The organism is Streptomyces sp. NPDC055078 (genome assembly GCF_053607985.1).
Genome location: NZ_JBSGUP010000273.1, coordinates 1 through 10,369, shown reverse-complemented (window position 1 = coordinate 10,369; position 10,369 = coordinate 1). Strand labels below are relative to the sequence as shown.

Sequence of the window (10,369 nt, the reverse complement as noted above, 5' to 3'; positions counted from 1 at the left end):
GTGGTGGGGGGCGCCGGAGTCGACGGCACAGGACTCGACGACAGAGGATTCGACGGCACAGGACCCCCCGCCCCGTCGCACTCCCCCAGGAAGCGCACCCGGTCCCCCGCGCCGAGCCGCCGCGCCAGTGCGGTCAGTTCGGCGCGCTCCGGGCCGTCGCCCGCGACCAGGAGGCGGGCGCCTGGCAGGGCCGCGACAGCGCGTACGAGCAGGTCGAAGCGTTTGCCGGGGACCAGCCGGCCCACCCCGCCGACGACGAAGGCGTCCGGCGGGACGCCGAGCCGGGTGCGGACGGCGGACCGGGCGGCCGGGTCGTGGCCAAAGCGGGCCGCGTCGATGCCGTTGGGGACGACATGGATACGCGCGGGCGGTACGCCCCACTCGCGCAGCCGCCCCGCCACCGTGTCCGAGACGGCGACGGTCGCCGACCCCAGCCGCTCCGTGCCGAGATACAGCGCCCGGGTCGGGCGGGTCAGCGGGCGGCCCTCGATCTCGTCACGGCCGAGCGAGTGCTCGGTGGCGACGGTGGCGCGGACGCCCGCGAGCCGGGCGGCGATCCGCCCGTAGACACAGGCGCGGTAGAGATGGGTGTGCACGAGGTCGTAGCGGCCCCGCCGGATCAGCCGGGTGAGCCGGGGCAGTGCCCCGAGGTCCCGGTTGCCGCCCATGCCGAGGTGCAGCACCTCGACGCCGTCCGCGCGCAGTCCGTCGGCGACCGGCCCCGGATTGGTCAGGGTCACCACGTCGCACTCCAGGGGAAGGTGGCGCAGCAGCAGCCGCAACTGCTGCTCCGCGCCGCCGATCCCGAGCCCGGTGATGACATGCAGTGCCCGCATCCGCCTCACAGCCCCAGCCGGTGGCGCAGCCGCTTCACCCGCAGCCGGGCGCCCCGGTCGGCCTGGCTGATGTGCGTACGGGCGAGGGCGTACGGGCCCGCCAGCTCGGCGGGCGGGCGGATGGCGCAGCCGTAGGAGTACCCGGCGTCGCGGACGGCCTGGACGACCCGCGCGTCGACGGTTCCGTACGGATAGCAGAAGCCCTCAGGGGCGGTACCGGTCAGTTCGCGCAGCCATTCGCGGCTGCGCCAGGTCTCCTGGCGCAGTACGTCCCCTTCGGTGTCCGTCAGATCGACGTGGTAGAGCCCGTGGGAGGCGATCTCCGTGCCGGACTCGGCGGCGGCGCGGATGCCGTCGCCGTCCAGCAGCGGGCGGCGCGGGCCCTCCAGGTCCCAGGCGTTGCTGCCGTCGAGCCTGCCGGGCAGGACGAACAGGGTCGCCGTACAGCCGTGGTGGCGCAGGACGGGCAGTGCCGCGTCCAGGAAGTCGGCGTAGCCGTCGTCGAAGGTCAGACCGACCAGCCCCTGGGCCCGGCCCTCCGCGTGGGCGCGCAGCAGGGCGGCGACACCGACGCCGGTGAGCCCGCGACGGCGCAGCCGGCCGAGCTGGAGGTCGAGGCGGTCGGGGGCGACGACGATGCCGTAGGGGTCGTCGGCCGGGTCGGAGATCGAGTGGTACATCAGGACCCACGGCCGGGCGGAGGCGTACGGGGCAGGGGGGCGACCGGTCGTCGCCGTCTCAGCGGACATGACGGATCCTCTGTCGGGTGAGGTCCAGCAGGTGGATGATCTCGGGGGCCCGGACGGCGAGCCCGGTGACGATGAAGACGGCGGGCACCAGCAGCGCGCCGACAGCTAGTCCGAGCAGCGGATCCGGTGTCAGCGGGCCCGCGAACCACCCGGCGGACGCGGCGGCCGAGGCCGCGACGGCGAGCCGGCCGAGCGCGCGGGCGATGGCGCGCACCTCGATGGAGACGATCCGGGAGCCGAGGCCGAACAGCAGCAGCAGCGCGGTGGTGGTGATGCCGAGCGCGTTGGCGGCGGCGATCCCGTACACGCCCCACGCGCCGACGGCGGCAGTGCCCGCGACGGTGGTGACGACGAGTCCCCCGGCCATCGCGGCGGCCGGGTACCAGGTGGGCCGCCCGGAGGAGAAGAACGGGCGGCCGAGCGCGCCGACCAGGCAGTGCCCGAGCAGTCCGGCGGCGTACACCCGCATGACGGTGGCGGTGGTCTCGGTGTCCCGCGCGTCGAACGCCCCGCGCTCGAAGAGGACTTCGACTATCTGGGGGGCGTAGCCGAGGATCAGCGCGGTGCCGAGCAGGACGACGAGGCCCGCGAGCGCGAGGTCGTTCTCGACCCGGCGGCGGGCGCGTTCCCGGTCGCCCTCGGCGATCGCGCGGGCGACGACGGGGAAGGTAACCGTGCAGAACATCAGCGAGAGCACCATCGGCATCTGCGCGACCTTCTGGGCGTAGTTGAGATGGGAGATCGCGCCGCCGGGGAGGGAGGAGGCGAGGAAGCGTTCGACGAGGACCTGTGACTGCCGGCTGACGGCGAAGAGCACGATGGGCGCGAGGACGGCGAGTCCGCTGAGGGAGAGGGGGGAGAGGGGGGAGTGCGCGCCGCGCCGGGTGCTCGCGGGGGCTGCGGTGGTTGCAGGGGCTGCGGTGGGTCCGGTGCTGCCGGTGCACCCGATGCCGGCGTGGCCCCCGGTGCTCGCGTGGCGCCCGGTGCTTTCGTGACCCTCGGTGCTGGCGCGGCCCTCGGTACGTGCGTGCCGCCCGGTGTTCCGGCGCCGACCGGTCAGCCGGGGCGTCCGCACATGGCGGAGAAAGGTGGGCAGTTGCGCCAGGATCATCAGCACACCGCCGACGGCGACTCCGGCCGCCGCCGCCCGTACGCCCCACAGGGTGTGCAGGGCGAGGGTGGTGGCGATGATGCCGGCGTTGTACGCGACATACACGCCCGCCGGGGGGACGAAGCGGCCGTGCGCGCGGAGTGCGGCGCTGAAGTATCCGGCGACCCCGAAGGTGAGGACGGACAGCGCGGTCAGCCGGGTGCAGTCGACGGCGAGCCCGGGATCGGCGAAGCCGGGGGCGAGGACGCCGACGAACAGGGGCGCGCACACGATCAGCAGCCCGGTCGCACAGGCCAGCCAGACGAGCAGCCGGGGCAGGGTGACGGCCACCAGTTCCCGTACGGCGTCCCGGTCGGCCGCCCGGCGGGCGAGCGCCTGGCTGAAGGCCGGCACCAGGAGCAGCGCCATCGCGTCCTCGATGAGCAGGGTGGCCGCCATCTCCGGGACGGTCCACGCGATGAGGAACGCGTCGCTCTCGGTGCTCGCGCCGAAGACCCGGGCGATCGCCTGATCCCGTACGAGCCCGAACAGCGCCCCGGCGAGGGTCAGTCCGGCGGTGACGGCCGCCGCCCGTGCGAGCACATTGCCCAGCCGGGAGGGGGCGGCTCCGCTGTCGGGCACCTCCGTCGCGGCCCCGGGCGGGCCCGGAAGGCCGGCGCCGGGGTCCAGCAGGGGCTCCGGCCTGGGGTCCGGCAGGGGTTCCGGCCCGGGGGCGGGCCGGGTGTCCGGACCGGCGCGGAGGACTTCCGGGGCCGGGCGCGGGAGACCCACCGGGTCGGTCCGCTCGGCTCTCCGGCCGGGTGTGGCACTGTCCGTGCGGCCGGACGCGGAACCGCCCGTACGACCGGACGCGGTCCCGTCCGTACGGCCGGACGCGGTCCCGTCCGTACGGCCGGACGCGGTCCCGTCCGTACGGCCGCGCGCAGGCACCCTCGCCGTGCGTACGCCCGGCCCGCCCCCGGGCACAGGCCCGGGCCCCGGCCCCGGCAGCGGCCCCCGCAGCGACGTGCCACCCGGCGCGTTCTCGTCCCGTGCCCCGGTCCCCGGGCTCGCGGTCGTGTCGCTCATGGGGCCGCCGTCCCGCCACGCGCGGAGGCGCGCGGGGCGAGGGCCCACCAGCCGGCCAGGCCGAGGACGACTCCGGTCAGTACGGTCGACGGGCCGCCGATGTCGGCGTAGAGGAAGTCGACGGTCTGCCAGACCAGCAGGGCGACGGCGGCCAGTCCGCAATCCGTCTGCCCCCGGGCCGAGCGCCCGCCGTCCGACGGCGAACCGCGCCCCCGGTGTGCGCGTGCCAGCCGGCGGACGCCCCCGGCGAGGAGGGCGGCCCAGCTCGCGGCGAAGGCGGTGACGCCGATGAGGCCCTGTTCGCTGAGGATCAGGAGGTACATGTTGTGGGGTGAGAGCAGGGGCTGCTTGTGGAAGGACTGGCCCGCGCCCGCCGTGTCGCTGCCGGAGGAGAGGCCGACGGAGGAGTGGCCGTCGCGGTGGGCGGGGAAGCCCTTGAGGCCGACGCCGGTCGCGGGCTCCTCGCGCCACATGCTGGTGGCGGCGGCCCACATCGAGTACCGGTCGGTGACCGAGCGGTCGGGGGCGGCCGTCACCTGGGTGATGCTGCCGAGGCGCTGGGCGATCAGGTCGGTGCCGACGCCGAAGCCGCCGACGAGGACGACGCAGACGGCGGTGACGACGGCGAGTGCCCGCAGCGCCTGGCGGAGCCCGGTCAGCAGGATCATGGCGAAGGCGGCGACGGCGGTGGCGATCCACGCGCCCCGGCTGAAGGAGAGCGCGAGCGGCACGGTGAGCGCGGCGGTCGCGGCCAGGGCGGCGGGGCGCAGCCAGCGGGGGGCGCCGGGGGGCGGGCGGAGTGCGAGGGCGGCGGCGGCGAGGAGTCCGTAGGCGACGACGGTGGCCATGCCCATGACGTCGGAGGGGCCGAAGGTGCCGACCGCCCGGATGTCCTCGCCCATATAGGACGCGCCGGTCGCGGTGGCGTACTGATGGACCCCGATCGCGCCCTGGACGAGCGCGAGGACGGCGAGCGCCCCGGCGACGATCCGGAAGTCGCGGGCGTCGCGGACGAGGAGGACGACGGCGATCGGTACGAGGACGAAGACCTGGAGATAGCGCGCGAATCCGGGCAGGGCTGCGACCGGGTCGGCGGCGGTGACGGTGGCGACGGCGATCGCGACGGCGGGCAGCGCGAGCACGACGGCCGCGGCGGGGCTCAGCGGCCTGGCCCGGGTCCTCACCACCCGGACCAGACAGAAGAGCACCAGTGCGCCCGAGGCCACGTCGGCGGGCGCGAGCGAGCCGGACCCGGCCTCCGTACCGGCGGGCAGGGGGGCCGCGAGCAGCAGGACGGTGACCAGGAGCGGCAGCAGCGGCCAGTGGCGCGACATGACGGCGCGCGTCCTGGAGGGGCCCGTGGGCACGGCGGCCCAGGTCACGGTCATGCTCAGCTGCCTCCGAGCCGGAACAGCGACGCGGCGGTACGCGCCAGGATGCACAGGTCCCCCCAGGGCGACCAGGTGTCGATGTAGTGGTTGTCGAAGCGGGCGCGCTCCTCGATGGAGGTGTCGCCGCGCAGCCCGTTGACCTGGGCGAGGCCGGTGATCCCGACGGGCATCCGGTGGCGGGCCCGGTAGCCGGGGTGGGCGAGGCCGAACCGGTCGACGAAGTAGGGCCGTTCGGGCCGGGGCCCGACCAGGCTCATATCGCCGCGCAGCACATTCCACAGCTGCGGCAGCTCATCGAGGGAGGTGCGCCGCAGCACACTGCCGGTGGTGGACATCCGCCGGTCGTAGGCGACGTTCCAGCGGGTGCGGGACTCGTGTTCGTCGGCGGGGCACAGGGTGCGGAACTTCAGCAGGGTGAACGGTTGTCCGTCCAGGCCGACGCGCTCCTGCCGGAAGATGACACCGGGCCCGTCGGCGATGCGTACGGCCAGTGCGCACAGCGCCATCACGGGGGCGGCGATCAGCAGCGCGAGCGAGGCGACGACGGTGTCGATGACCCGTTTGACCACGCGGGCGACGGGCCGGTGCAGCCCGCTGTGCAGCGGTCGTACGGAGAATCCCCACAGGTGGTCCTGGCCGGCCGCCCGCCGCCAGGTGCTGCCGGTGGCCGCGCCGCCGTCCACCAGCCAGAGCCGGCAGCCGTGTTCGGTGAACAGCGCGATGACGGCGGCGGACTCCGGGTCGCGGCCCGGCTGCTCGGTGAAGACGGCGTGGCGGACGGAGTTCTGGATGACGGCGAGGCTGATGTCCTGCCGGGTCGAGAGCACCGGGAGCGTCCCGGGCACGGGCGCGGACGGGGACGGGGCGGCGTCGACCTGGCCGACCGGCCGCATCCCGTACTCCGCGTGGTCGTAGAGCGCGTCCGTCACCTGCTGGGCGAGCGTGCCCCGGCCGACGATGAGGACCGACTGCGGGCGGCGGGCGGCCGACCTGCGCCGGACGCGGTGGACCAGCGCCCGGCCGCCGCAGCAGAGCGCGGTCTGCGCGCCGACGGCGAGGGCGAGTTCGCGCCAGCCGGTCGCGTACCGGGGGTCGTACGCCCCCAGTGCCTCGGCGACGGCGAGCCACTGCACCAGCAGGAGGCCGCAGACGGCGGGTACGTCGGTGAGCGCCGACGGGGACAGGGCCGGGCGGTAGAGGCCGCGGCAGGCGTAGAGCGCGGGCTGGGCGAGGGCGAGCAGGGCCAGGACGGCCGTGGGCCAGGGCAGCGGCGGCAGCAGGGCCACGGTGAGCGCGAGGGCGAGCACATCGGCCGCGATGAGAGCGGCGGCCGGTCCCGGCCGGCCGGTGCCGCGCGGCCCGAGGGGGGCGGCCCCCCGCCGGGTGGTGTGGCGCGGCGGGTGCACGGTGGCCGTCGTGAGGACCGCCGGTACCGCCATCGTTCGGGTGTGGGGCGCGGGAACACTCTCCGTCGTCATCGTGTGGCGCTCTTCCTCGTCATGGGATGGGGCGGACCCAGCAGGTCCTGGTAGAGCCCGGTGACGGCGGCGGCCGTCGTCCGTACGTCGCAGGTCGCCCGCGTGTGGGCCGCCGCCTGGCGGCCGAGTTCGGCCCGCAGCGCGGGGTCCGTCAGCAGTGCGGTGAGCGCGGCGGCGAGGGCCCGGGGATCGTCCGGCGGTACGAGGCTGTGGGTGTGGTGGCCGGGGGGCAGGCTCTCGCCGGCGCCGCTGACCTCGGTGAGGACCACGGGCCGCCCGCAGGCCATGGCCTCCAGGGGGGCGAGCGCCATGCCTTCCCAGCGGGACGGGAGGGCGACGAGATCGGCGGCGCGCAGCCATGGCCGGGGGTCGGGGACGGCCCCGGCGAAGACGACGTCCGGCGGCGCGGCGCGGGTGAGGGGTTCGCGGTCGGGGCCGTCACCGACGAGCAGCAGCCGGGCGCCGGGGACGGCGGCGCGCACCGCGGGCCAGGCGCTCAGCAGGACGTCCTGGCCCTTCTGGCGGCACAGGCGTCCCACGCACACCACGAGGGGCGCGTCGCCGGGGATACCGGTGCGCCGTTCCAGCCCGGCGCGTTCGGCCGTACGGTCGAGATCGCCGCCGGGAGCGTAGTGGCCGAGGTCCACGCCGTTGCGGATCACGGCCCAGCGGGCGGCGATCCCGGCGTCCTCCCCCGCCCGCCGCTCGCTCTCGCTGACGCACAGGGTGCGGGTGGACCAGCGGGCCCCGTACCGCTCCCACCGCAGCGCGAGCCGGGCGGCGCGGCCCTCGACGGCGTCGAAGGACCAGGCGTGGGGCTGGAAGACGGTCGGCAGCCGGCCGCGGACGGCGAGCCGGGCGGCGAGTCCGGCCTTGGCGCTGTGGGCGTGCACCAGTTGGGGGGCGACGCGGCGGATGAGGCGTGCGGCGGTGAGGACTTCGGCGGCGAGGCGGGGGCCCGGCGCGCGTACGGCGTGCCAGGGGTGCACGCGCGCGCCCGCCGCCCTGGCCCGGTCGGCCAGTTCCCCGCCGGGCGGGCAGGCCACGACGGTACGGATGCCCTCGGCGGTCTGTGCCCTGACCAGGTCGGTGACGACGCGTGCGACTCCCCCCTCCACCGGCTGGACCAGATGGAGAATCGTCGGTGGGTCCGGCTGGCTCGGCTCGGTCCGGGTCTGTTGCGGCACGTGCGGCTCTCTTGGTGCGTGGGCTGCGGGACTTGACGCGGGTGATGCATGGACTGCGGGGGACGGGGGGGATTACGGAGGACTGCGGGGGGCTACGGGGGACTGCGGGTCTGGCGCGGGAGGTGCGCGGGCTTCGGGGACTACGGGGACTACGGGTCTGGCACGGGAGGTGCGCGGGCTTCGGGGACTGCGGGGACTACGGGCTTGGCGCGGGCGGGCTGCGCCGCGGTGGTACTCAGCGGCGCGTGTCCGCCTGTACGAAGAGAACGCCGAGGGCATATCCGAGGTTTTCGGCATGGAACCGGAAATTCAGATGGGTGCCCCCTGCCCACAGAGCCGGGTCGATGGCGAATACATCGGAGTCGTATCCAAGGGTGTTCACATGGGCCGGTTGTCGTTTCATCGCACTATCGGGTCCGGTGATGGTGGAATTCATGACATCGGTCGCGGGATTCGCCGAGTCGCTGATACCGGTCCAGTCATTGATACCGAATGTCTTTCCGGTATCCGCTCGCACCTCCACCGTGTCGCCCGCCCGGCCGCGGTCCCCGTCGTAGGCGACGAAACCCACCCGGCCGCTCGCCCGCGCGGGAATGCGCAGCCCGGGAAGCGTGAACTCCTGGCTCTTCCGCCCGGCGTTCAGCGTCTCGAATCCGTCCCACAGCGAGAGCTGGCGCAGTGGTTCGTCGCTGTTCTCATAAGCGACGACAAGGGTCCAGCCGCCCCAGGAACCGACGGCAGAGTGCCCCATCGCCACATTGATCTGGGCGACGGTGTAGAGACCGGAACCGCTCTGCCGCACCAGCGGTGTGATGTCGGCCGACGCCTGGAACGCGTCGCTGCCGTCCGCGTCCCGGTGGGCGATACGGGTGTCCGCGAGAACTGCTTTGTATCTCCCGCCCGGTTCGGCGATCAGAACGCGCCCATTGTCCTTGGGCGGTTTCTGCTCACCGACCCTCAGGTTTCCGCCCCAGTACAGCCGGGCGTAGGTCACCTTCGAGTTCTTCGGCAACGTCAGTTCGGCGCGGCTGGAGTTGTAGGTGTTGGGGTCGTCGTCCTCGTCCACGTAGAACATCTCGAAGTCGCTGTTGGCCCCGGCCGCGCCCGCCCTGACGGCGGAGCAGGAGGCTGTGGAAGGGGACTTCGGGGTACGGCAGGTGATGGCGGAGTTGGCGGCGCGGACGATACCGCCGTGCTGTACCGCCTGATAGCGCTGGGCGAACGGAATTCGAGGCGATTCGCCGACCGGGGCACCCGCGGCGGGAACCGGAGCGGCCGAGAACGCCAGCAGGAACATCGCCCCCAGGGCGCCACGTACGGCGTAGCCCATCGGCAGCGGCATGACTGGCCCTCCGTGGTCGATCAACATGACAAAATCAGGAGTGCACTTTGTCAGAAAGCTAGTTGGAAATCACGTCTGACCCGCCGTACACCCATCCGGAGGTGATCCGCGGCGGGTCACGCCTTTACCGGAATAGGCTTTCGGGGTGATGACCCACATCTCTTTACCGGCCGGGTCGTTGATTGTTTCCCCGTTTCTCGGTTTCCCGGACCGGAAAGGGGTCGCCGCGCTCCACCGCGTCCATCCGACGCGCGCCCGTCCGACCGCCGACCATCCGCCCGGCAGCCGTCCGACCGGCACCCGGTCGGCCGAGCCGACGCCGGCCGCATGGACCGGGTGATCGCACCATCAGTTGATACGAGAAGTCGGGCAGGGGTTTCCGCCATGGCCGGGTCTCGTTACGCAGGCCGACGGTGGCGACGATCGTCACCGGAGAAAGGGATGCGAAGACATGAAGTACACGAGGGTTGCCGCGGTCATCGCCGGTTCGGTGGCCGCGCTCGGCGTGGCGTCTCCCGCGATGGCGGCGAACGCGCCGGCCATGCCGCCCATGAGCCTGAACGGCGGTCTCGCCGAGGCCACCGCCGCGACGCCGCTGCTGAACGGCGGCAGCGGAAACGTCGTCAAGGACGTCGTGGACACCGCGACCAGCCTGAACAACGTCAGGGGCGATGTCCCGGAGCACGCGCTGAAGACGGCCGCCTCCCTCACCCCGATGCTGGGCGGCATCTCCATGGGCGGCTGAACGCCCCCCTCGTCCCCGCCGGCGGTATGACCCCCTGGTCCGAATCCCGTAACGCGAAGTTGTAGTGCGAAGCCGTAGTGCGATCCCGTAGTGCGCCGAGTGTCACGCGCGGGGCCATTGGGGTGAACCGGCGGAACCAATCACCCGGGGCGCAGTTGCTCAGGGCGCTCCAGCAGTGGGCATCCACGAAACAGAAGGACGGAACATGTTCAAAAAGGTTATGGCGACCGCGGTGGTCTCCCTCTCCGTAGTGGGCGCGGGCGCCGCGATGGCCGCCCCGGCCATGGCCATCGGCAACGACAACGGCACCACGTCGGTCAGCGGCAACGGCGCCAAGCAGGCGTACGGCAACCAGAAGACGCACGGCGACATGAGCCCGCAGATGGCCCTCGTCCAGGGCTCCCTGAACAAGCCCTGCATCGGCCTGCCCGCCAAGGCGAACGTCGGCTCCCTCATCGGCGT

9 protein-coding genes are annotated in these 10,369 nt (G+C 73.7%); 2 read left to right on the top strand and 7 right to left on the bottom strand.

The genetic code is table 11. The features are described from left to right. From ACWF94_RS22255 to ACWF94_RS22225, 7 genes are all read right to left on the bottom strand, one after another. The coding region (locus tag ACWF94_RS22255; protein WP_453491044.1) for a glycosyltransferase at positions 1-836 on the bottom strand (836 nt) is incomplete at its 3' end. A gap of 5 nt (positions 837-841) precedes the next feature. Then, complete coding sequence (locus ACWF94_RS22250) at positions 842-1,585, bottom strand: polysaccharide deacetylase family protein (protein WP_453491041.1); 744 nt, start codon at positions 1,583-1,585, stop codon at positions 842-844. Then, positions 1,575-3,764, bottom strand: coding sequence for a lipid II flippase MurJ (locus ACWF94_RS22245; RefSeq protein ID WP_453491039.1), 2,190 nt, complete (start codon positions 3,762-3,764; stop codon positions 1,575-1,577). The genes ACWF94_RS22250 and ACWF94_RS22245 overlap by 11 nt, the downstream gene beginning before the upstream one ends. Further along, positions 3,761-5,152 carry an O-antigen ligase family protein gene (locus ACWF94_RS22240; RefSeq protein ID WP_453491036.1) on the bottom strand — a complete coding sequence of 464 codons (1,392 nt, stop codon included), beginning with the start codon at positions 5,150-5,152 and terminating at the stop codon, positions 3,761-3,763. The genes ACWF94_RS22245 and ACWF94_RS22240 overlap by 4 nt, the downstream gene beginning before the upstream one ends. Positions 5,153-5,154: 2 nt before the next feature. Next, complete coding sequence (locus ACWF94_RS22235; protein WP_453491033.1) at positions 5,155-6,633, bottom strand: sugar transferase; 1,479 nt, start codon at positions 6,631-6,633, stop codon at positions 5,155-5,157. Beyond that, positions 6,630-7,820, bottom strand: coding sequence for a glycosyltransferase (locus tag ACWF94_RS22230; protein ID WP_453491030.1), 1,191 nt, complete (start codon positions 7,818-7,820; stop codon positions 6,630-6,632). The genes ACWF94_RS22235 and ACWF94_RS22230 overlap by 4 nt, the downstream gene beginning before the upstream one ends. Positions 7,821-8,055: 235 nt before the next feature. Next, complete coding sequence (locus ACWF94_RS22225) at positions 8,056-9,162, bottom strand: DUF3344 domain-containing protein (protein WP_453491027.1); 1,107 nt, start codon at positions 9,160-9,162, stop codon at positions 8,056-8,058. 451 nt (positions 9,163-9,613) lie between these two features. Here ACWF94_RS22225 and ACWF94_RS22220 point away from each other — a divergent pair, with 451 nt between their 5' ends. Then, on the top strand, positions 9,614-9,907 hold the full coding sequence (locus ACWF94_RS22220; protein WP_453491024.1) for a hypothetical protein: 294 nt from the start codon (positions 9,614-9,616) through the stop codon (positions 9,905-9,907). Between the two features lie 205 nt (positions 9,908-10,112). Then, the coding region (locus tag ACWF94_RS22215) for a rodlin (RefSeq protein WP_453491021.1) at positions 10,113-10,369 on the top strand (257 nt) is incomplete at its 3' end.